This window comes from Pelotomaculum propionicicum (assembly GCF_004369225.1).
GTDB classification, from domain to species: domain Bacteria; phylum Bacillota; class Desulfotomaculia; order Desulfotomaculales; family Pelotomaculaceae; genus Pelotomaculum_B; species Pelotomaculum_B propionicicum.
In genome coordinates this window covers 1-20781 of sequence record NZ_QFFZ01000059.1, presented here as the reverse complement: position 1 = coordinate 20781, position 20781 = coordinate 1, and the positions used below count along the sequence as shown (strand labels likewise).

20 protein-coding genes are annotated in these 20781 nt (G+C 47.1%); 6 read left to right on the top strand and 14 right to left on the bottom strand.

The features are described from left to right. Positions 1-374 precede the first annotated feature (374 nt). The gene (locus Pmgp_RS16985; RefSeq protein ID WP_134215511.1) at positions 375-1613 is read right to left on the bottom strand and encodes an IS110 family RNA-guided transposase; all 1239 of its coding nucleotides are present in this window, start codon (positions 1611-1613) and stop codon (positions 375-377) included. Positions 1614-1913: 300 nt separating this feature from the next. Between Pmgp_RS16985 and Pmgp_RS16980 the strand changes: the two genes are divergently transcribed. Next, on the top strand, positions 1914-2903 hold the full coding sequence (locus Pmgp_RS16980) for a carbohydrate kinase family protein (protein WP_192902990.1): 990 nt from the start codon (positions 1914-1916) through the stop codon (positions 2901-2903). Beyond that, positions 2900-4003, top strand: a complete 1104-nt coding sequence (locus Pmgp_RS16975; protein ID WP_134215508.1) for a substrate-binding domain-containing protein — start codon at positions 2900-2902, stop codon at positions 4001-4003. Before Pmgp_RS16980 ends, Pmgp_RS16975 begins: the two co-directional genes overlap by 4 nt. Before the next feature lie 292 nt (positions 4004-4295). Here the strand turns inward: Pmgp_RS16975 and Pmgp_RS16970 are convergent, their stop codons facing one another. From Pmgp_RS16970 to Pmgp_RS16930, 9 genes are all read right to left on the bottom strand, one after another. Continuing rightward, positions 4296-5753 carry an amino acid permease gene (locus tag Pmgp_RS16970; RefSeq protein ID WP_243119931.1) on the bottom strand — a complete coding sequence of 486 codons (1458 nt, stop codon included), beginning with the start codon at positions 5751-5753 and terminating at the stop codon, positions 4296-4298. A gap of 149 nt (positions 5754-5902) precedes the next feature. Further along, complete coding sequence (locus Pmgp_RS16965) at positions 5903-6205, bottom strand: ferredoxin family protein (RefSeq protein ID WP_134215504.1); 303 nt, start codon at positions 6203-6205, stop codon at positions 5903-5905. Further along, positions 6202-7494, bottom strand: a complete 1293-nt coding sequence (locus Pmgp_RS16960) for an FAD-dependent oxidoreductase (protein WP_243119930.1) — start codon at positions 7492-7494, stop codon at positions 6202-6204. Before Pmgp_RS16960 ends, Pmgp_RS16965 begins: the two co-directional genes overlap by 4 nt. 77 nt (positions 7495-7571) lie before the next feature. After that, positions 7572-8576 carry an electron transfer flavoprotein subunit alpha/FixB family protein gene (locus Pmgp_RS16955; protein WP_134215500.1) on the bottom strand — a complete coding sequence of 335 codons (1005 nt, stop codon included), beginning with the start codon at positions 8574-8576 and terminating at the stop codon, positions 7572-7574. Between the two features lie 12 nt (positions 8577-8588). Continuing rightward, a complete protein-coding gene (locus Pmgp_RS16950; RefSeq protein WP_134215498.1) occupies positions 8589-9377 on the bottom strand; it encodes an electron transfer flavoprotein subunit beta/FixA family protein in 789 nt (262 codons plus the stop codon). A gap of 85 nt (positions 9378-9462) precedes the next feature. Continuing rightward, positions 9463-10611: an acyl-CoA dehydrogenase family protein gene (locus Pmgp_RS16945; protein WP_134215496.1), complete on the bottom strand. Its 1149-nt coding sequence runs from the start codon at positions 10609-10611 to the stop codon at positions 9463-9465. A gap of 66 nt (positions 10612-10677) precedes the next feature. Then, on the bottom strand, positions 10678-11895 hold the full coding sequence (locus Pmgp_RS16940; RefSeq protein ID WP_134215494.1) for a CaiB/BaiF CoA transferase family protein: 1218 nt from the start codon (positions 11893-11895) through the stop codon (positions 10678-10680). Between the two features lie 33 nt (positions 11896-11928). After that, complete coding sequence (locus Pmgp_RS16935; RefSeq protein WP_134215492.1) at positions 11929-12717, bottom strand: enoyl-CoA hydratase/isomerase family protein; 789 nt, start codon at positions 12715-12717, stop codon at positions 11929-11931. 29 nt (positions 12718-12746) lie between these two features. Beyond that, complete coding sequence (locus Pmgp_RS16930; RefSeq protein ID WP_243119932.1) at positions 12747-13970, bottom strand: MFS transporter; 1224 nt, start codon at positions 13968-13970, stop codon at positions 12747-12749. A gap of 419 nt (positions 13971-14389) precedes the next feature. On the opposite strand from Pmgp_RS16930, the gene Pmgp_RS16925 reads away from it, so the two are divergent. Further along, the gene (locus tag Pmgp_RS16925) at positions 14390-16366 is read left to right on the top strand and encodes a sigma-54 interaction domain-containing protein (protein ID WP_192902989.1); all 1977 of its coding nucleotides are present in this window, start codon (positions 14390-14392) and stop codon (positions 16364-16366) included. 15 nt (positions 16367-16381) lie between these two features. Here Pmgp_RS16925 and Pmgp_RS16920 read toward each other — a convergent pair whose 3' ends face one another. The 3 genes from Pmgp_RS16920 to Pmgp_RS16910 all read right to left on the bottom strand — a co-directional run bounded on the left by Pmgp_RS16920 (position 16382) and on the right by Pmgp_RS16910 (position 18635). After that, positions 16382-17149 (bottom strand): hypothetical protein, encoded by a 768-nt coding sequence (locus tag Pmgp_RS16920; RefSeq protein WP_134215488.1) that lies wholly within the window; start codon positions 17147-17149, stop codon positions 16382-16384. Positions 17150-17170: 21 nt separating this feature from the next. Then, a complete protein-coding gene (locus Pmgp_RS16915) occupies positions 17171-17896 on the bottom strand; it encodes a demethylmenaquinone methyltransferase (protein WP_243119929.1) in 726 nt (241 codons plus the stop codon). A gap of 94 nt (positions 17897-17990) precedes the next feature. Then, complete coding sequence (locus Pmgp_RS16910; RefSeq protein ID WP_134215485.1) at positions 17991-18635, bottom strand: class I SAM-dependent methyltransferase; 645 nt, start codon at positions 18633-18635, stop codon at positions 17991-17993. Positions 18636-18796: 161 nt separating this feature from the next. On the opposite strand from Pmgp_RS16910, the gene Pmgp_RS20620 reads away from it, so the two are divergent. The 3 genes from Pmgp_RS20620 to Pmgp_RS16900 all read left to right on the top strand — a co-directional run bounded on the left by Pmgp_RS20620 (position 18797) and on the right by Pmgp_RS16900 (position 20232). Then, complete coding sequence (locus Pmgp_RS20620) at positions 18797-18931, top strand: hypothetical protein (RefSeq protein WP_282432916.1); 135 nt, start codon at positions 18797-18799, stop codon at positions 18929-18931. Between the two features lie 282 nt (positions 18932-19213). Then, on the top strand, positions 19214-19936 hold the full coding sequence (locus tag Pmgp_RS16905) for a nucleotidyl transferase AbiEii/AbiGii toxin family protein (RefSeq protein ID WP_205078081.1): 723 nt from the start codon (positions 19214-19216) through the stop codon (positions 19934-19936). Then, complete coding sequence (locus tag Pmgp_RS16900) at positions 19936-20232, top strand: DUF6922 domain-containing protein (protein ID WP_134215483.1); 297 nt, start codon at positions 19936-19938, stop codon at positions 20230-20232. Before Pmgp_RS16905 ends, Pmgp_RS16900 begins: the two co-directional genes overlap by 1 nt. Positions 20233-20437: 205 nt before the next feature. Here the strand turns inward: Pmgp_RS16900 and Pmgp_RS16895 are convergent, their stop codons facing one another. After that, positions 20438-20629, bottom strand: coding sequence for a hypothetical protein (locus tag Pmgp_RS16895; RefSeq protein WP_134215481.1), 192 nt, complete (start codon positions 20627-20629; stop codon positions 20438-20440). Between the last annotated feature and the right edge of the window lie 152 nt (positions 20630-20781).

Genomic DNA, 20781 nt, shown 5'->3' with positions numbered 1-20781 from the left:
CCTCACCGTGCTTTGTAGTGTGTCTTCTCCTCAGACAAATTGTACAGCAACCAGGGGGGGGTGCGCACCCGTTTTCATTACTATTTGTGTCGCCCGCACCGGCGGCGCGAGATGGAGGTTTTTATGAAAAATCATACGAAGGGAGATTAACGTTGTAGAGTTGGAAAAATTTCTGTGCAAGCCTAACGATGAAACCTTGCAGCGGCTTGACAGCGCTTGTCTGGCATCCGGATTCATATGATAATCAGAGTTTACGGGAGGAACCAAGTCTGAAACCATAGTCACGGGGGGTACAAACTAAAAAAGAGCATAGCAAACAGACCATCCATGGGATGATCTTTAAAAAATGAGTAGTGACAACTTGTATATTTCCGTCAATCCTTAATTACTGAATACCCGTGCCTTCGAGCTATAAGAATAGCTTGTTCTACTGTGATTTCACGAGATGCAGGAATAGGTTCAGCTTTCTTATAAAGCTCGGGGTTGTATGGTTCACCTTTTTTAAGGATGTGATATATGGCAGTAAGCAGCATTCGTGCAATAGCTATAATAGCACGCTTATGGCTACGGCGTTTTTTGATAGACAAATAACGGCCCTTGATTTCAGGATGTTTATCACTTTTTACGACTGCGTTAGCACATTGTACTAAAAGTGGCTTGATATAAACACCGGCACGAGAGATACGAACGGAATGCTTTTTTCCCGCGCTCTCGTTGTTTTGAGGAGTCACTCCTGCCCAGGAACATAAGTGTTTGGCTGTAGGGAACACAGACATATCAACACCGATTTCTGAAATTACCCCAATTGCAGAAAAAGGATTTTTGATACCTGGTACAGTGGACACTAAAGAACGTTCCTTGGCATAAGGCTCTGAAAGCGATAGAATTAAGGATTCAAGGTTGGACTTGCACTTTCCCAATTCGTCATAATGATGGAGAATAATATTCATTTTTTGCTGTTGTTCCAGTGTAATCATTCCGTCTAGGGCAAGACGGATATCATCCACCTTATCCAGCATGGATGCGTGAAGAAGAGGAACAAAATCGAAATCCTTATCATGAGGATTTTCAAGCAAGTAGTCAATGATTTTCATTGAACTCTTACCGAAAGTATCAGACACCACATTAGCAAGCTGGATGTTTGATACAGTAAGACAATTTTGAATCCGGTTCTTCTCGCTGGAACTAAAATTAGTCAGTTTAAAACGGTAACGCATCAAATCACGCAATTGACGAATGGGAAGTGGTGGGATAAAGCTTCCGGCGACGAGATCGTGCTTAAACAGGTCAGAAATCCACTTGGCATCCTTTTTATCGGTTTTCTTGCCGCGAATGGCCTTTACATACTTTGGGTGGGCTAGTGTAATTTTACAAGTAGCTTCTAAAACATTGTACACAGGAATCCAATACTTACCAGTTGATTCCATGCAGACGTGTGTGCAGAAACTGGAGCGAAGCCACTCCGACAGCTTTCGCAAACCGCTTGTGAAGGTAGAAAAGCGACTGGATTTGTAAGTGGTAACCCCTTTATCGTTGGTAAAGGCAATACAGGCAACAAGAAACTTTTTGTGGACGTCAATTCCACAACAGACAGGGTAAACGATTCTTAACATTAAGGTCTCCCTTCCCAAAAATTATTGAGAAAGGCAGGCATTGACTGATTGTCCAGCAATAAACGAGTTTGTTTATACAAAGATAAGTCTTCGTGCTCTGGTGGCACACTTATTTGTGCTTGATAGGACAATCCACACAGATATTTATGCGGTCAACTCCAATAGGAGCAGCACACTCACCTCCACGTGATTTGTAGTTGCCTGCAATCTCAACAATATAGTTTAAAAATAAAAATAGCTCAAGGGCAACGGTTTCATTCCGTTTTGTGCCTTGAGCTTGCGAAAGGCATGGTTATATTTATGAATAAAAATAAAATAGTCATAGGTCAGGGCGCCGCCGCTGTGGATATTGTGATTCAATGCCAGGCTTTACCCGAAGAGGATGGTTTCGGGCGCATTTATAAAGAACAAATCACTTCAGGAGGAAGCGGAGCAAATGTACTGGTTACCATCGCCCAATTGGGAGCGCCCGCGGCTTTAGTAGCCAAGCTGGGTGAAGATGAATTTGGAAGGCAGTTTCGCCAGGAATTAATGGCTGATGGAGTATCCACCCAATATTTACTGGTTAAGCCCGGCGGCGCCACCATGCACACATATGTTTTCGTAGCAGAGCATGGCAAACGCTCTATTCTGGTGAACAGCGGCGACAGCTTTCATACTTTGGCGCCCGAAGAAGTGGATGACCGGATCTTGGACGATGCCGACGTGCTTTATACAGACGGCTGCCCGGCAGGTGTCTCCGTTAAACTGGCAAAAGCAGCAAAAGCAAGAAACATCCCGGTTTTTGTCCAAATAGAATGCCCGCCGTCTTTTATGTCACCAACCTCTTATAGCAGCGGCCAAATTAACGAGGTGCTGTCATACGCGGACATTATTTGCTGCGGCCGTGACGTATATCGCGAATTAGCTACAGCAGATGATTATCTTTTCTCCTTAAAGGATACCTATGATAAATACAAACCTGCCTTTGGCGTGATTTGCACAGCCGGTGAAGAAGGAGCCATTTGGCACTCCCGGCAGGATACCCTGCACTGCGCCGCTTATGCCATTAATCCCGTCGACACCACAGGAGCGGGAGACAGTTTTTGTGGAGGTATGATTTACAGTTTCTTTCTGCATAACGCCGGAAAAAAAGACTCACTTGCTTTTGCTTCCGCCTGTGCCGCGATAAAATGCCTGTCTCACGGCCCCCGCTTGAGGGTCTCCGAAGCAATGGTAAAAGATTTTATGAACAAGCACGTGTTGACCTGTAACTCAATTAAACATCCAAGGAAGAAGGGAAAAGAGTGAAAAAAACAAGTTTATTTTGGGCAGTGTTGCTGATTGTCTCAGGCCTCTTCATTTTAGCAGGCTGTGGCGGGAACAAGCCCGCCGCCACTAATGAATCCGCTAAGGAAAAAGAGAATGTGGATATTTCGAAATTGGTGACAAATGACGCTTATACCGATATCGAAAAGAACATCTTAAAAGCGCTGGAACCCCTGCCAAATAAGGGCGACGGCAATGTGAAGGTGGGCGTTGTCCTGCCTACCCTGTCCAATCCCTATTACGTCACTTCTAAGGCAGGCTACGAGAACGCCGCCAAAAGCCTGGGGATTCAGGTTGAAGTAGTATCCGGCGCCAAAGAAGATGACGTGGAAGGACAGCTGAATGTTTTTAAAACCCTGCTGAGCAAGGATTTTGACGCTATTGTGATTGTTCCGATTACCGGCATGAATTTGATCAGCGGCGTGGTGGAAGCCAACAAAAAGGGCATTCCCATTATTTCCAGCGGCACCAAATTGAATGAGGCCGCTGCCGCCGAAGCGGGAGCAAAGATTACCGCCCACATGAGTACTAACTTTATCGAGCAAGGCCATTTGGCCGGCGCCTACATTTCTGAAAAAATTAAAGCCAGCGGTGCGAAAACCGCAAAAGTAGCCGTTATTGAAGGATTGGCCGGCGCTTATCAGGGGGAAGCCCGCCGGGACGGCGCAGTTGCAGCTTTTAAAGAAGCCGGGATGGACGTGGTTTCCATTCAAACCGGTGATTGGGACCGCCAAAATGCTTATAACATTGCCAACAACCTGCTGCAGTCCAATCCTGACTTGAGAGGAATTTTTTGCGCCAACGACACGATGGCTTTAGGCGTAGTTGAAGCCTTGAAGGTTGCCGGCAAGAAAAACCAGGTTATTGTAACTGGTATAGACTTTTTGGATGAGGCCCGCCAATCCCTGAAAGCCGGTGAATTAAACGCTTCCGTCGCTATGGCGCCTTATATCAGAGGCAAAGGCACCTTGACTCTGGTTTTGAAAGTTTTGCAGAATCATGATATTTCCCAACAGAATTATTGGAGTCCCCTGGCTTTAATTACCCAGGAAAATGTCAATGAGTATGACGATTGGAAATAGGTTTGACTTTTTGTCTGCTTACGATCTTCAATATAATCCCTGAAGTTCTTTCCATCTTTGCATATGTTTTAAAACATACCGGCGCTTGCATACACAGGAAATGAGCAAGTGCCGGTATTCTTTTGACCCACCTTAGATATATCAATTCAACCAATATATCAGTGCTCTATGACATGAGCTCCATCAATATCAATCTTTTATTTCCGATTTTTCAGTTTTTCTTATTTTAAGCCCATAGGCAACATTCTGCATAACTTTTTGTTATAACATATCAAAACAAGGCATCATTCTATTACTTTCGCTTTGATTCCTTGCAGTCCTTATCAGTTTTTTCTGGTGCGCCTAACAAATTGGGGGGCAGTGGTTTGGCCAGAGCCAAACTCCTGCTGAAAAGCCTGCGCGGGTGACTTTTGAAAATGGTGTAGACCATCAGGTAGAAGCCTGTCAGCAGCAGCCCGACGTAAAGCCCCGAACCCTGGCCCGGGATTAACGGCATGGTCGCAATGACAGCGACCAGGCCGGCCATGGCGAACCAGGAGGTGAAGGGAAAGCCCGCCAGCTGGCAGTGGCCCCTGGGAGGACAGCCGTACTTTCTTCTATGCTGGTAATGGGTGATTAAAATGGTGACATAGACAAAAAGCAGTGAAAAGCCGCCGGAACTGACCAGGAACAGGTATATTTGTTTGGGCAGCAGGTACCCCAAACTCACCGAAGCCAGCATGGCTGCCCCCGAGAAGAGAATGCCGCGCAGGGGCACATCGCCTTTATCGATTAAAACAGCGGGAGCATGCCCGGAGTCCGCCAGGGAGCGGACCATTCTGCCCAGGCCAAAGGTAGCGGCCAACATGGTGGAGATGATCGCGGTGATCATAATAACATTGATGGAGCCGGCCGCCCAGCCCAGTCCCCTGGCGCTCAAGGCCGCCACCAGCGGGCTGACCTCCTGGCTCAGGCCGGCAGTCGGAACCAGGGGCAGCAGTGCCGCGATCACCGAACAGTACAGCCCCACCAGCAGTATTACCGTGTAAGTAATGGCCCGCGGGATAGTTCTATGCGGTTCCCGCGCTTCAGAGGAAGCCAGACCCAGAACCTCAAAGCCGGCATAGCTGAAAAGCACAATCAGCATGCTTCCGGCAATCCCCCCGACACCTCCGGGGAAAAACGCTTCTGAGGGGAGCACCCCCAACCCAACGGGCGCTATGCCCGGAAATACACCTATGATCAGGGCCAGCGCCAGCCCGGTGAAACCAGCCAGAGCCGCCAGCTTGATCGCGGCCAGGCTGCTTTCCAGGTGGCTTAAAGTCCTGGCTCCCAGCAGGTTGAGAAGAGTGACCCCTGTCACAATGCCCGTGGCCAGCGCCGGCAGTGAAACGCCGGGCAGCCAGGCCTGTAGAAACACGGAAGCCGCCGTAGCTTCGCTGGACATAGCCAGCACCAGCCCTGTCCAGTAGACCCAGCCCACCACAAAACCCAGCCACGGGCCAAAGGCTTCTTGTGAGTAAGCTTGAAACGAGCCGGGCCGCTGGTCCGCCACGGCCATTTCCGAAAGCGCCGTCAGGATAAAATAAACTAGCGCGCCGCCTAAAATAAACGCGAGAAATATCGCCGGCCCGGCCGACTTGATCGCGATAGAGGATCCTAAAAAAAAGGAACCTCCCACTACCGTTCCCAGAGCCAGCATAGTTAGCTGCCAGGCTGAAAGGCCATGTTTTGAGTTTGTATTCATAACCATAATATGAGCTGGAACCAATAAACTTATTCCGCCATATTAAAAAGATGCCCTTTGACATGGATAATCTATCTGAAATTAATTTTATCCATGTCAAAGGAAATAACTAGGAGAGTAGAGTGTTTAGGGGTAAAGTTATTCAAATAATAAAATCAATAATATATGACAGCTTAACCTTCTCTGAATATTATGCCCCTGCCTTGTACGGGATAATTCCAGGCATAACCTTCCACGCCTTGTTTCAGCCGCTCACAAATGAGACGGCAGTTGCCGCATTCCAGGCAGCCCACATGATCAAAAATTAATTTATCACTCATAGTATCCCATTTATACCGTTCCGCCGGGCAGCAATAGGTGCAGCCCCGGTGTTTACAGGTATTACAGGCCGTCTTATCAACTATAATGTGCGAGTTGTGGTCATCACTGTCAAAGCGGTTCTTGGCCAAACGGTCATCCATCGATAAGTATTTCATAGTGACCTCCCCCCTTTGAACATATCTTTTAAAACATCGAAATAAGGCACCCTGCCGGATATGGTCTTTTTGACCAGGCCGCTTACCAGCTTGGCGGGACTGCCGTCGACATTGTAGATATTTCTCATTAAGTCCGCCGCCAGCCTGGGATAGGTTTTATACACATGCCGCGTGCGGGTAATATAGTCATGGGAATTCCTGAAAAGCGCCAGGTCCTTCAACACCCTTTGCTGAAGCCTGCTTTCATAACTCTTTAAGATACTCCTGGAATAAACGCCTGCTTCAATTGCCTCGTTAGCTGTCTCAGCCGCCGCGATCCCGGACAGCATCGCATAATCCATGCCGCGCACGGTAAACCCCCGGTTCACCACAAATCCCGCGGCGTCCCCGGCCAGGAGAAACCCGTCTGCATAAAGCTGCGGCAGGGACTTAAACCCCCCTTCGGGAATGAGGTGAGCGGAATACTCGACCAGGTCCCCGCCTTCAATATACCGTGCCAGGGCCGGGTGCCGCTTAAGTTCTTCCGCGATATCCGCCAGGGGCAACCTGGAGTTTTTCCAGCTTTGAGAATCAACCACCAGTCCCAGCGAAATGCTGTCTTTATTTGTGTAGAGGAATGCGCCGCCGCTTACACCTTTGCTGCACTCACCGACACACATCACAGCTGCGCCTTTGCCGCTGACTGTATTAAACCGCTCGTTGATTATTTCCTCAGACAGCTTGATAACATGCTTTACGCCGATGGCTACATCTTTCAGTTCTACCGGCCTGATCAGCCCCGCCCGCTCAGCAACGGTGGCATTCGCGCCCTCGGCGCTGATGACCAGGTCAGCTTCAAGCTCCTCGTCACCGGTCTTAATGCCCGCAACTTTGCCGTCTCTGATAATTAAGCCGTCAACTGTGCTGCCGGGCACCATCATAGCTCCCGCCTCTTCGGCCTTTTCCGCCAGCCAGGCGTCCAGCCGGGCTCTTAATACCGTGTAAGACTGCTGATTCACCGAGCCGAACGTGGAGTCGACTGCGACACTGTCCGCGGGTGTCATCATCATCATGATTTCCCGCGTCACTTCCCGCTCCAGCGGCGCTTCCGCCCATTCTTCAGGCATTAACTCTTTCAGCGCGTACGTATAGAGACGTCCGCCGGTCATATTTTTCGCGCCCGGCGCTCTCCCTTTATCAACTACCAACACCTCCCGCCCCGCCTTGGCCAGCGTATAGGCGGCGGCGGAGCCGGCGACACCGGCACCGATTATGATTACTTGAAATTTCTCCTCAGACAAAACAAACACTCCTCTAACAGTAATCTTTAATTTTTTGCTTTCCTAAAACCAGCTTGAAGTGTTTGCCGGCAATGCTGCATGCTGTTTTAACCGTTTTTTATTCTACGGAATTCTTTGGTCAAAAGAGGCACTACCTCGAAAAGGTCTCCCACGATTCCAAAGTCGGCCACATTGAATATAGGCGCTTCCGGGTCTTTATTGATGGCGATTATCAGGTCTGAAGAAGACATGCCCGCTAAATGCTGGATAGCGCCTGAAATGCCGCAGGCCAAGTAGATTTTTGGCTTTACAGTTTTGCCTGTCTGCCCAACCTGGTGGGCGTAAGGCATCCAGTCCGCATCGACAGCGGCTCTGGAAGCTCCTACTGAGCCGCCCAGGATGTCTGCCAGTTCTTTTAATATCGCAAAATTTTCAGGGCCCTTCATGCCTCGCCCGCCTGAAACAATAATTTCAGCTTCCTCCAGATTTACAGTTTCACCCTGTACGGTTTTAATTATCTCAACAATTTTGGTCCTGATATCATCAGCTTTAGTCCCGATGTCTTCAGCCACTATCTCTCCCGCCCTATTGTAGTCGGGCGCAGGTTTCTTGAAGACATTGCTGCGCACAGTTCCCATTTGCGGGCTGCTGTCAGGGCAGATACTGGTGGACATCATATTGCCCGCTGGTTTTGTCCACTCAACCAACCTGTCTTCCGAGTTTACTTCAATATCGGTGCAATCTGCGATTAATCCCGTTTCCAGCCTGCCTGCCACCCGCGGCGCCAAATCTTTCCCGTTCCTGGTCGCCCCTATTAGCAGCACAGACGGCGCGTACTTCTTAACAAGAGCTGTCAGGGCGTTGGCAAACCCATCTGTACTGTAATCTTTGTATTCATTGCCGCTAACAACAATTGCTGTTTCAGCTCCGTAAGCAATGACTTCATTTGCTAAACCTGCTATGTTATCGCCAATAACAACTCCTACCAGCTTTTCCCCCAGTTGATCGGCGATTACCCTCCCCTGCCCCAGCAGCTCAAGGCTTACATTTCTGATTTTATTATCATAAACTTCAATAAACACCCACACATTCTTGCTGTTTTCTCTTCCCACAATAAGCCCCCCTTATATGGCCTTAGCGTTAGATAAATAATCAACCAACGCCTTTACCGCATTGTCAGCTGTTTCATTTTCAATTTTGATTCCGGCTCCGCGCACAGGAGGAGCAAACATTTTTTTAACCTTTACCGCTGAGCCCGTAAGACCCAGCCTTGCCGCATCAATACCCTCCAGGTCAGCCGCGCTGATCACAGGCATCTCAATTTTGTTGGCGGCTATTTTTCTTCTGATATTAGGATTCCTTGGCTCAACAGCCAATTTTGCCACTGTGACCAGAGCGGGCATTTTAACTTCAATTATCTCCTGACAATCATCCTGTTCCCTGGCAACCAACACTTTATCGTCAGCCAGTTCAATACCGGTTGCGCATGTGGCCTGGGCGACACCCAATCTTTCAGCAACCTGGGGGCCGACCTGGGCGGTATTGCCGTCGATAGCCTGCTTGCCGTATAAAATCAAATCAAATTCACCTGTTTTTTTAATTGCGCAAAAGAGAGCGTAGCTGGTAGCAAGTGTGTCGCCTCCCTCAAACAGACTGTCGCTGGCCAGGACGATTTTATCCGCGCCCATCGCATAGCATTCTTTCAGCGCATCAACAGCTTGCGGCGGGCCCATGGTTAAAACCGTTACCTCACCGCCATGCTTCTCCTTCAACTGCAGTGCCAATTCCAGGGCATATTTATCAAACGGATTAACAATATTCGCCGCGCACGCTCTTATTAAAGAAGCAGTTTCGCTATTAAACTTTATTTCCACCGGATCCGGTACCTGTTTGACGCAAACTAATATATTCATTCAGATTTTCCTCACAAAATTATATTTTCAACGGCTGCCGGGAAAACAACAGCCGTTGAATTTCTACTGCATTTTTAAATCCTTTTTACTTTGACCTTGCCAGTATGTTGGAGGTAACCATTCTCTGGATTTGGTTGGTCCCCTCAAAAATCGAGAAGATTTTAGCGTCTCTCATTAATTTTTCAACTGGGTAGTCTTTCATATAGCCATAGCCGCCCAAAACCTGTACCGCGTCTGTGGTCACTTTCATGCAGGCTTCTGAGGCAAAGGTCTTAGTGGTTGAACTCAGTGTGCCCAGCGGCAGCCCCTTGTCAATCGCCATTGCCGCGTACAGTACCATTGAACGGGCTGCCTGGGTGAGCATTTCCATATCAGCCAGCATAAACCCGACACCCTGGTGTTGAATGATGGGCTTGTCAAAAGTCACACGTTCTTTAGCATATTTGACCGCGTAGTCCAGCGCCGCCTGCGCTATGCCCACAGCAAACGCCATGTTGACAGGCCTGGCCAGATTCATCTCGTGCATAACATATTTAAAGCCGTAATTTTCCCGCCCCAATAAATTGGCTGCCGGAATCTTAACATCATCAAAGATCAACTCGACTGTATTGGACAGCCGCAGGCCCATTTTCTCTTCTTCCTTGCCGCACTGCACGCCCCTGTCTTTTTCAACCAGGAACAATGAAATGCCGTTAGTGCCCTTGGTTTTGTCAGTAACCGCAGCGACTGTATAGAAATCCGCTATGCCGCCGTTAGTAATAAAGCACTTGGTTCCGTTAAGGATATATTCATCTCCAACCTTTTTGGCCGTGGTTTTAATAGCGGCGGCGTCCGAGCCGGCGTCGGACTCGGTCAGCGCAAACGCGGTAATGTCACCATTGATTAATCTATCCGCTGCATAAGCTCTCAGTTCCTCACTAACATCGGGATTGTATTCATAAAACCCGAATAAAATCCCCGACGTGAGATAGGAAAAAGCAAAGCCCGCGTCCACCTTGGCGAACTCTTCCATTACCAAACATTCCGTTACTTTATCAATCCCTAGCCCGCCGTACCTTGTAGGCAGGTTTAAAGAATGAAAACCCGCTTCATTTAATTTTTTAAGCACATGCATCGGGAACTCGCCTTTTTGGTCATACTCCTTCACATAAGGCGCAAGCTCCTTATGCAGTATTTCTTTTATGGAATTTAGCAAATCAGCCTGCTCATCATTTATCAACAAATAATTTGCCATCACAGATCACCTCAAATAGTAGTTTCCGCTTTTCTTGTCAACTAACGTGCGTTTATGGGGCAGCTTTTATCTTTGAGCGACAATCTTATTCTCAATAAGCTGGGCTATTTTATCTTCCGGGTACCCTGCTTCTTTTAGTACCTCTCTGGAATGCTCTCCAATCAGCGGCGCATTCCTGTGCACAGGGGCTTCTGTTGTTCCGAATTTAAGGGGGTTGGCGGACATAAAATTGGTCTGCTTATTCCTGTGCGCATACTCAAATACATAACTGTTGGCCAAAGCCTGCGGGTCATGTATTATTTCTGAGAAGTGCCTGATCTTATCAAAGGCTATATCAGCTTCCATCAGTTTTGCGGTGATATCAGACATGTTCATCCTGGCAAAGCCTTCATCCAGGACAGCCACCACTTCACTGGTGTTTTTGAACCCCTCGGCTGCCTTGCAATACCTGCTGTCGTTAATCAGATCCTCCCTGCCGATAATTTTACATATAGCTCCCCAGTATCTTTCATACTGCAGGACACTGATATACACCCAATCCCCATCCTTGGATTTATAGGAATTAATCAGCGGATTGCCGGGCGCTTTTCTGCTCTTGGGAAACTTCTGGCCAAATTGTGTGGAAGCCACCGCGTAACTTACACCCCAAACAGCCTGAGCGTATAGAGAAATCATTACCTTATCTCCTTTTCCTGTCTTAGCCTGGTTGTACAGAGCGGCGCAAATCCCCCCGGCAAAAGTGCTTGCCACGTTTAGATCACCGAAAGCAAAAGGCGCTACCACAGGTGAAGTGTCTTTTTCAGTGATGTCAATCATAAGCCCGCTGCGGGCCCAGAAGGCCACTATATCAAATCCCGGATCATCGGCCAGCGGCCCCAACTCTCCGTACCCGCTCACCCGGGCCCAAACGATATGGGGATATTTCTGAGAAACGGTTTCATAATCCAGGCCCAGTTTCTTTAAAGCCTTGGTCCTGAAGTTGGTAACAAAACAGTTTGCCTGGGTGAGGAGTTTATCAAGGACCTCTTTGCCTTCCGGAGACTTTAAGTCAAGCGCCAGACTTCTTTTATTGCCATTAATCAATTCATAAGTCGGCATAATTTCTTCCGAGTAAGGTATGCCTGAGCCGTCATTGCCCGATACGATTCTTGTAATATCACCCTCCGGTGGTTCAATCTTTATTACATCGGCGCCCCAATCCGCCAATATTTTGGTGGTGGCCGGTCCTGCGGCAAACGTGGTTAAATCGATAACTTTTACTCCTTTTAAGGGCTGGTTCATCATGATTAATCCCTCCATATTTATGTTTAGTGCCTGTTACCTGCCTTTAAACACAGGCTTTCTTTTGCCCATAAAGGCAGCCAGTCCTTCTTGTAAATCCTCAGTCTCGAAAAGAAATGCGGCATTTTTAGCTTCAATGTCCAGGCCTGTGGCCATATCACATTGAATTCCCTCGTCTACAGAGTTTTTAATCATAGACACTGCCAATGGTGCTGTTTTGTCAGCAATTTTTCTGGCCAACTTCATCACTTCATTAAAAAGATTATCAACAGGCACTACATGGTTGGCTATGCCCATTTGAAAAGCTTCCTGTCCGGAAACAAAATCGCAGGTAAACATGAGCTCTTTTGCTCTGGCCGCGCCGATGCGCCGCGGTAGTCTCTGCGTGCCGCCGATGCACGGCAGTACTCCTAATTTTGCCTCAGGCAGGCCGAACTTGGCATTCTCGGAAGCTATGATGAAGTCACAGGACAGGGCCAGCTCAAAACTGCCGCCCAAACAATAACCGGCCACCGCGGCAATTACAGGTTTTTTTAATTTTTCAATGCGGCTGAATGTCTTTTGCATATACTTAACATGCTCATAATGCCCTCTCTCAGTCTGCTCTTTGATAGCTTCTTCATCAGTGACGTTATCACCGGCGCCGAATAATTTTTCATTGCCCCAAATAATAACCGCGCGGACATTCCCATCAACTTCGATTTCATCAACAGCGCTGCTTAATTCTCTAAAGGTCTGCGGAAACAAGGTGTTCATCTGTTCAGGGTTGTTAATGGTAATAAGCGCGATACGGTCCAGCAGTTCAAACTTAATTTTCTGATACATAATAAAACCTTCTTTCTTATTTTCGAATTTTACTTTTTATCAGCCATTACTTCAGTCAGCGCCGCAAGCTTTTTGCCGGCGCTTTTTAAAACCATTAACAAAAACGGTACACTGGCAAAAACCAATACCGCCACTACCAATATGGGAAAATGAAATGATCCCGTCATATCTTTTAACGCGCCCACCATAACAGGACCTACAACCAGACCTATGGTAAAGCAGAAAAAGATTTTGGAATAATTCGAGGCATAGTGTTTCAAACCAAACATCGAAGAAGTCCAAATAGGCGGCGCGATTGAAGCAACAGGGGTTCCCAGTCCGGTAAGCACGCCAAACAGGTATATGAATATAACGTGCGCGCCCGCAAAGTATAAGCAGATTATGGCTAAACCCCAAATTGCCATGGTTAAAGCGCTTGTCTTGGCAATACCTATTTTGTCAACTGTAATCCCCATGATCAGCTTGCCGAAAATAGTGCACATGCAATACAAAGATACTATTGATGCCGCCACAACCTTACTATATCCCACCAGGAGCAGGTGCGATACTATTTGCACCAGTAAACCCGGCAGTGATAACCCCAAAATGAATACAACAACCGCCACACCGTAAAACTCAGGCATTCTAAATATGTCCTTTGATGAAAAGCCTATATCTCTGTTAGCAGCACTCCCCTTTATTTCCGGCTGCGGGTCACCGGAGTTATGCCCATAGGCCTTTAAATTAATGTTTTCCGGTTTATCCCTTATTACCAGGAAAGAAATGAGGACTGTGGCAAAAATAACAGCGCCCCAGATCAAAAAACTATTACCTGAACCAAGAGCCAGGGGAGGATACAGGGTATATGTGAACAAAGGCACAAGAGCAAGCCCAGCCAGGCTTGAACCTATGGAGCCGATTGACAGTGCCGTACTCCTTTTACTGTCAAACCATTTTGTAATTAGAACCGGCATGCTGACGAATCCAACTCCGACTGTTCCTATTCCCCCTATGAACGCCAGTACATAAAGACCGATCAGGTTCTTTGGAAAATACATGCCTGCAAAGGCGGCTGACATCACGATCCCAAAAATAAGAACTACTGTCCTTGTATTTTTTTTGCTAAATACAGAACCAAACAACAAGCTTGCGACAAGAGTTCCAAATGTCACACAAGAAGCAATTCCAGATACCTGTTTGGCGTTCCACCCATATTCATTGACTAAAGGCGGAAAAAAAACTCCCAGTACATTGGCTACTCCTGCACTATTCATGGCTAATAGCATACATACACCAGCAATAAACCATCCATAAAAGAACTTTTTGGGTGCTGTTTCCACTTTTTCACATCTCCCTGTCTGCTGGATTGTCGTTTACAGCGCTGCTAACCTATTAAATTTTTTTCACAAGACGTCTTGTTTTTCTCAAAAAGCAATTACCGTGCCAACAGGGAAATTTAAATTTTATTCTATTTTTTCATGACATAGAGCCGGGTATTAACAATTCCGGAGTGTTACCCTGGGAAACAAAATGTAACCTCAGGATTTATTATGGGACATTTTGTTACCCCTTTATTTGGCTATTTACAAAGGGAATGTCGTCCCGGCAGGAATATTGACAATCATAGAATATCAGATACTATTATAAATACTTGTACCCGATAAAATGACTACTTAATATGGGGTGTGCAGCTATGGGTGATTCTTCATTAAAAAAATGGCGTAACTTGCACTCGGGGGATTATCATCTGAGTTTAGATGCAGAGACCGCAAAGTCATGGGACAGGTGTTACTCTCAAAATATTGATCCTGAAAAAAGCACCTTTGAAAGCTGCACTGATACCGAATTTGACATCATTAAAAAAAATTCAACTGAGATATACGCCTATACCAACAGGATTATCATGGCTTTGCAGGAGTATTTAAGAAACCCGCATGTCGGCTTTGCCCTGTTCGACAACAATGCCTGCCTGCTAAAGCTGTACGGGAGCGGGCAATTTCTGCAATGGGCGGAAGCAAAGGGCATCACACCCAAAACAATTTGGCGTGAAGAGTGCGCCGGGACCAATGCTGTATCATTAGGACTGGAACTCAACAAACCGCTTTATTTTGACGGGCCCGATAATTTTTTGAAAGTCCTCTGTGATGTAGTCACCTACTTTACGCCTTTTTCCCTTGAAGACGAGCTGAACGAAGGCCTGTTAAAGAAATTTGGCGGTGTGGCCATCATCGGACCGGATTCAGAGAAAGACCTTGACTACTTGGTCACTGTAATAAGTATCTCTAAAGACGTTTGTATGCATCTTTATCTGGTGGTTAACACTTATCACTCCATCAGCAACCCGGGGTTAATGCATATTGATATTGAAAAAGCTAAAAACAAAATGCACATACTGTACCACAGTTCCACTATATTTGATATTTTTAATATTACGCCAGTTGATTTGAACTTCAAGAACCTGCAAACCATATTTGACCCGTATCCTCAGAACAAGGAGTTTTGGGAGATCATCGATTCAAATAGACAGGTTAAAAATTACAATACCAAGCTGAGTATATTGGGCAAAGAAAACAACTACGTTCTCTCTTCAGAGCCTTATAAGCAAAGCAGCCTGGGCTTTCAGGGAATAAAGCTGGTTTTTGAATCGGAGGAGCGTATCAGTTCTTATGTGTCCAGGAAAATCGGCAACGCGCAGCTCACTTTTTCCGATATCATAGGGAAAAACACTAATTTTATTAAGACTATTTACCAGGCCAAACGTGTGGCGCTCAGTGACAGCAATGTGTTAATTCTTGGTGAAAGCGGCGTTGGCAAAGACATTTTTGCCCAAGCCATACACAATGCCAGCAGCAGGAAAAACAAGCCGTTTATCGCCTTGAACTGCGCGGCTTTTCCCAGGGATTTGATTGCGAGCGAGCTCTTTGGATATGAGGCCGGCGCTTTCACTGGCTCAAAAAAAGGCGGCAACCTCGGGAAATTTGAATTGGCCAATACGGGAACGATTTTCTTGGATGAGATAGGCGATATGCCTCTTGACCTGCAGGCAATGCTGCTTAGAATTATTGAACAGAAAAGCTTCATGCGGCTGGGAAGCAACACACAGATACATGTTGACGTAAAAATAATTGCCGCCACTAATACCGACCTGATCCAAAAAATCAAACAGAGAAAATTCCGTGAGGATTTATATTACAGGCTGAGCACCATACGCCTCAGAATTCCCGCGCTGCGGGAGCGGCAGGACGACATAGAATTGCTGACAAATCATTTTATAAAATCAATATCATCACGCACAAACATGCCCAAACTGGCATTATCCGGTGAGGCAATGGAGATGATTAAAAACCTGCCATGGAAAGGAAACGTGCGGGAACTGCAAAACACCATAGAGGGCATTTTTCAATTATATCCCGACACTGTTATCTTACCGTGCCATATAAAAGAGTATTTAGATATTCCCGAGCCTAATGATTTGGTTATCAGCACAGCCGCTCCACTGGCAGCGGCTCAAGCGGAAACAAATACGGAAAATATAAATGGCCCGGCTCATAAAAGACAAATTGAAGAAGCACTAAGGATCAACAAATACAACATAACCAACACCTCCAGCTACCTGGGCGTTTCAAGGAAAACACTTTATAGATGGCTTAAGAAATATAACCTGCAATGAAGTCACCTCGCTATATCATAGTTTAAAAGAGGGTTCTTGGGCCACCGATGCGATTAGCTCCCCGGCCAGTTTTTCTTCCTCCGGCGATCCGCTGACAGCAAGCCACACCGCGCCTTCCGCCCCGCAGACACCGCCCCCCGCCACGAGCTCGGCGGCCGCGCCGGAAAGTATGGAAACGGCCTCGATTTCGCTGACAACCTCGCCCGGAACCGGCAGTAACCGTGACCCTTGGGCGCCCGGCGCGTTGAGTTTCGCAGCCAGCTGGTCAAGACTGCCTGAAACCCGCTTCTCCAAGCCAACCGGCAGCAGCAGGCGCACCCGCCTCCCGACAACTGCCCGCAAAAAAGTAACTGTTGTGCCGCCCCGGCGGTCACCGATGAGAATAGCGGCCCGCTTCTGCGACAGGTCTAAAGCATTGGCGCCTTTCAAGATCACGTCGCCCTCCCGCAGGTCGTCGACAACATCAAAAATGGTTTTTCCCTGCTGCCATTCGCCCTTGACAATCACCACATCACCGGGAAAGCCTGTTTCATCCGGAAGCCTGCCCGTTTCAGTCGTGGGCATGTGAGGCGGAGTTGTTATGCCGCGAAAAAACCGCCGGCGGTTAAATCCTTCTGCCTGGCCTACCAGCGCCAGCACCTCCTCGGCGACATAGCCATTGGTGGTTCCCGCGATAATGACAATAGTCCCGGAGCGGAGTGCCGCCCGGACCGCCGGGTGAGCCACCGCTGCCTTGGCGATCAACCTCTTGCCCGCCGCTGTTGTGAGCACAACCTGAAACATGCCCTTCCCTTCTTTCTTTAATTAAAATGCTTTCCTTCCTTCCACTATGGCCACCACCCCGCCGCACAGGTTCAGGCAGCGCGTTTCCACCAACCCGGCCCTGGCGAATATACCGGCCAGCTCTTTTTGATGCACAAATGCCTTGGCCGAGTCGTGGAGATAGTCATAAGCCTTTTTATTGCCGGAGAACAGCTTCCCCATAGCGGGAATCACCCTGTTAAAACAAAGCCAGTATAATTCCCTGAAAACAGGTGTCACCGGCTGAGCCATATCCAGCGATACTACCTTGCCGCCCGGTTTAACAACACGCGCCATTTCCTGAACCACTTTAAAAATATCAGGGACATTGCGCAAGCCCCACCCTACGGTGGCGCAGTCAAACACATTATTTTCAAAAGGCAGGCTCATGGCATCCCCCTGAATAAGCCGGATGCTGTCTTTAAACGCAAAGTCCCTTATGTTTTGCCTGGCTACTTCCAACATGTTCTCCGAAAAGTCCAGGCCCGTTATTCTTCCCGCCGGACCCGCCGCCCGCGCCAGCTCCATCGTCAGCATCCCGGTCCCGCAGCAGACATCCAGGCCTGTCCCGCCTTCTTTTAGTTCTGCGCGTTTAACCTCCAGCCTCCGCCAGGACTTATCCAGACCAAGGGTCATCAGGGTATTCATTAAGTCGTAGTTCTTCGCTATAGCATTAAACGTTTCCTGAACGTATTGCGCTTTATCCTCTTTGCCCGGTAAATTAACCAAAAAAAGCTGTCCTCCAGTCCAGCACAAGGTGAAGGTTCTCATGTGCTTCTATGCTTTATTTTTTCTTACTTTTCCATAATAACACCGCACCGGGTTACTTGCCACGCCTATAATGCTCCCCGCCGGCATTTTTGAGGATATAATTCCTCCAGCCGTACCCGGCAAGCACTGAGTCCAGATATCCTTCCCGCACAAATGTAAGCCCGGCCTCTCTTGCTTTTTTAATAACAAGTTCTTTTGAGTATAGATAAAACGTGCGGTTCAGCTTTCTGCCATTGACCTCAAGACAACTAAATTTGTCGCTTATTCCTGCACCATCAACCACTATGATTGCGGCATGACCAGGCCCGGTCAGAATACTTCCGATTTTTTTAAGGACCGCGCCAAATTCCTCAGGAGCAAGATGCGGCAGTGAGCCACTGGCGAATACACCGTCAAACCTGCCATATCTGTCATCAAGGTCACGAAAATCCATCACTTCAAAACTGCACTGAGGACATCTTGCCCGTGCTATGCGAATGCATTCCTCACTAAAATCAACGCCGACAACGTCCGCCCCCGTTTGCGCAATTCGCATGCTTTCATGCCCGGGACCGCAGCCCAGGTCGAGTATTCTTGCCCGGGCTGGAAGCAGGGACACGAAATCCAATATCGTGGGCTTTAACATCTCTTCCTTATACCATTGATCAGCCGTTTTTTCCGCTGTCAGATCATAAAAAAGCTTAATTTCATTAACCATAAATTAACCTCCGGGAAATATATCAACACTCCCATTAGAATTATATTTTCGCATGGTATTTCCTTCCTTATTCAAAAACAAAGATGGTTTTTTAAAAATCCATTAATAGGCTTTTTTAATGCACCCGATTTTGGTCATGATAAACCCTGTGAGGTGTTAAAATGAAAGAGCCCAAAAACGACCCGCACCGCATGGAAGATCCCAAGAGATGTGACGTGGCCATGAACCCGGAAGATATGCCTTTATTTTATTTTGGTGAAGACTCTGGAGCAACTGAAAATGACTGGTGGGAATAAAAGAGATGCGACAGGGGAATATTCCCTTGTCGCATCAGTCTATATATGGGAAATAGCATCCCCAGTTTAACGGGAAGTGTTGTTTTTACAGATAATTGGAAGCAGAACGAAAAATCAACATGATACTTTAACAGAGCATATATCTATAACCAAAAAGAAGCAAGGGTTTTGAAATACCCCCTGACACCCACAGGCGTTCACTTGATTGTCAATTGTCACAAGCAAATTGATCAAATTTAAAATACAGTTTATGGTATAATATTTGCGGCGAGGTGATTCCAGTTGTCTGATCTTGCTTTCCCCAAAAACATCCTGGGTCAAAACGGTCTGTCTGTTCTAAGAGAAGTTGGCCATAGTCGTCTTTCAAGGGATTTTTATCTTGCGGGGGGAACGGGCCTGGCTTTACAGATAAAGCACCGCCGCTCTCTCGACCTGGATTTTTTTCAAAATAAATTGGATGAAAAAATAAGCTTTAATACTATCGCGGATGATCTTGAAAGAATTTTTAAACCGTACTTGCCAAAATTGCTTTTCAAACAAGTCGACCAGGCTTCATGGATTATAAACGGCGTAAATGTGACGTTTATAGCATATCCTTTTGCAGCCGTTTACAAGCCGGTCAGGGGAGAAACTGTTGATAAGTCTTTAACAGGAATTATGCTGGCGTCGCCGCAAGAAATTGCCCTGATGAAAGCATACAGCATCGGGAGACGCGCAACGGTTAGAGACTACCTGGACCTGTATTTCCTCTTATCCAGAGGAATCACCTCGATCAAAGAAATCATTCAAAAAGCCCCCGCGAAGTTTAAAGCAGGCAACGAGCCGCTCTTCTCACCACGGTTATTCTTGGAGCAACTGGTTTATACCGACGACCTGGAGGACAGAAACATTCCCGTCGAGACACTACCGGAAAGCAAAACAAAAATTGCTGAAATAGAAGATTATTTAATTGCAGCGGTACAGGAATACCTGGAAAGCAAAAACATGTCCGGAGGTGACTTTTAATGAAGCTGCCCGATTTCCTGGCCCCACTGTTTCACAATTATGATTTTGAAGCTATAGACGGGCAAAAAAGCTATAAATTTGTAATTAAAACCGTACTTACTTATGGCGACTGGGAGCAGATCGAATGGCTGTTTGAGTGCTACGGCGCCAGGCGCGTGGGAGAAGTTTTCAAAGAAGACTATTACGGTCTGCAGACCCTGCCGGCATCGTCACGCAAGCTGTGGGAAATCGCTTTTATAAAAAGACCGTTGAGTAAAAATGGAAATATGCAGCCAAAATACCGCTGCAGACATTGACTTTCTATAAAAGTCTTGTTCAGGAGCTTGCTCTGATCTCACGTGTGCAAACAACAGTCAATCTCTTATTTTTCAATCAGCTATCAATTTTTTTTGCAGGTCCGGATTCATCCGGACATTTTTAATCAATCAGGTATCTTACAGGCCCTCAAGCTAAGATATATATACAGCATGCCCATCTTTAAGCTTAACACCATCCTGTACTCTAATCCGGCACATGGCAGTTTGAGCGCAGAGTCTCTTTCAGGTATTGGTCTGCCTCACTGCCGGCCCCCTGTGTCCGGAAAAACCAGAGCGCCCTGCTGTAAGCCATAAAGCAAGTTCTTTCATTAGCGTTTTCAGTCAGCAGTTGTCCGGCTTCCAGGTCCAATCCTTCGGCCAGCAAACAGTTTGCCAACTGATAGCGCACTCCCTGGTTGTCGTTAGGCTCTTAAGTCCAAGTATCTTTGAAAAATGGAAAGAAACTAAGCAAACCCATGAAAAGACAATATGAAACCAGGGGCCGCCGCCAATGATAGCCATTCTTTAAAAGAGGTATTCGAGGGTAAA